The following is a 427-nucleotide window of genomic DNA, read 5'->3' as shown; positions in this document are numbered from 1 at the left end:
GAGTATAACTCCGTGTGAATAGCGTAAAAATACTCACCAACTTTTAATAAGGATGAAAAATGAATACAGCAGTAAAAGCTGCGGTTGCTGCCGCACTGGTTATGGGTGTTTCCAGCTTTGCCAATGCTGCAGGCAGTAATACTGGTACGGTTACTTTTACCGGTACTATTGAAGATTCACCGTGTTCAATCGTGGTTGGCGACGAACACCAGACCGTTAACCTGGGCCATATCGGTACCGGTTCTCTGATGGGCGGTAAAGAATCTTCAAAAGTCGATTTCCATATCGGTCTGGAAAACTGCGCATTCACCACTGAGAAAGAAGCATCTACCGTTTTCTCTGCCATCGGTAACGAATCCAGCGCTAATCCGGGCAGCGTTGCGCTGATGCGTATCGGCGGCGGCGAAATGGCGGGTTCCAGCATTGT

The 427-nt window shown here is 48.2% G+C and carries 1 protein-coding gene; it reads left to right on the top strand.

What is annotated here, in order from left to right:
- Window positions 1-59: 59 nt before the first annotated feature.
- Window positions 60-427: fimbrial major subunit StfA (gene stfA, locus EVJ23_RS15080; protein WP_131470826.1), on the top strand; the 368-nt coding region annotated here is incomplete at its 3' end.

The organism is Exiguobacterium sp. SH1S1 (genome assembly GCF_004337245.1).
Classification (GTDB): Bacteria; Bacillota; Bacilli; order Exiguobacteriales; family Exiguobacteriaceae; genus Exiguobacterium; species Exiguobacterium aurantiacum_A.
This window is presented reverse-complemented; position numbering and strand designations above follow the sequence as displayed.